Genomic DNA, 635 nt, shown 5'->3' with positions numbered 1-635 from the left:
CGCGGGTTCCCGGTCCGACCGGGCCGCGCGGCAAGGAGATATATTGCCAGACCGGAGGGGCGCCGGGGGCGGGAATCCCGTACTCCATATTTTGTTCACAAATGAATTAGCTGGCTCCGAGTTGCTCAGAGTCACACATTTGGTCATAAACCATGGACAGACCGTATGACCTCGGGAATCTTGCTGTCCACTGTAGACATAGCATCTTTATACCCTCGTCGGTCTCTGCTAGTTAGCTCGTCATAAATAGAAGGACAACGTTAACAAACCTATAAAACGCCAGCGGGGGCTCTATCACTAATTAGATAGAGCCCCCGCTGGCGGAGTGTATTTGATTGAAACAATACCCCTTAACTGATTTACTGGAAATAAGGAGCAAAAGAACCGTCCGGATATACGTGGCGACAGAACCCTAGAGTCGACTGAGCGCCAACAGAAAGCGACATAAACAAAAAGATCGGCTCTACCCCAACGCAGATGACAACGATGACCTCGACTAACGTCAATCCGAGCACTCCTAAAACGGATAGGGCAAATATCGCATATAACGCAAAAAAGGGGGAGGCCGCGTGGCCTCCCCCTTCTGCAGTTTCGATGACGGCTCGGTGCCGTCCACCGGTCAGCGGCGCCCTGGC

At 52.6% G+C, this 635-nt stretch carries 1 protein-coding gene; it reads right to left on the bottom strand.

The annotated features are described in order from the left end of the window. Positions 1-359 precede the first annotated feature (359 nt). A partial coding sequence (locus AAAV21_RS10080) for a hypothetical protein (protein ID WP_349109398.1) occupies positions 360-635 on the bottom strand: 276 nt, incomplete at its 5' end.

Origin of the sequence: Collinsella sp. CLA-AA-H302 (assembly GCF_040093305.1) — a bacterium.
Classification (GTDB): domain Bacteria; phylum Actinomycetota; class Coriobacteriia; order Coriobacteriales; family Coriobacteriaceae; genus Collinsella.
This window is presented reverse-complemented; position numbering and strand designations above follow the sequence as displayed.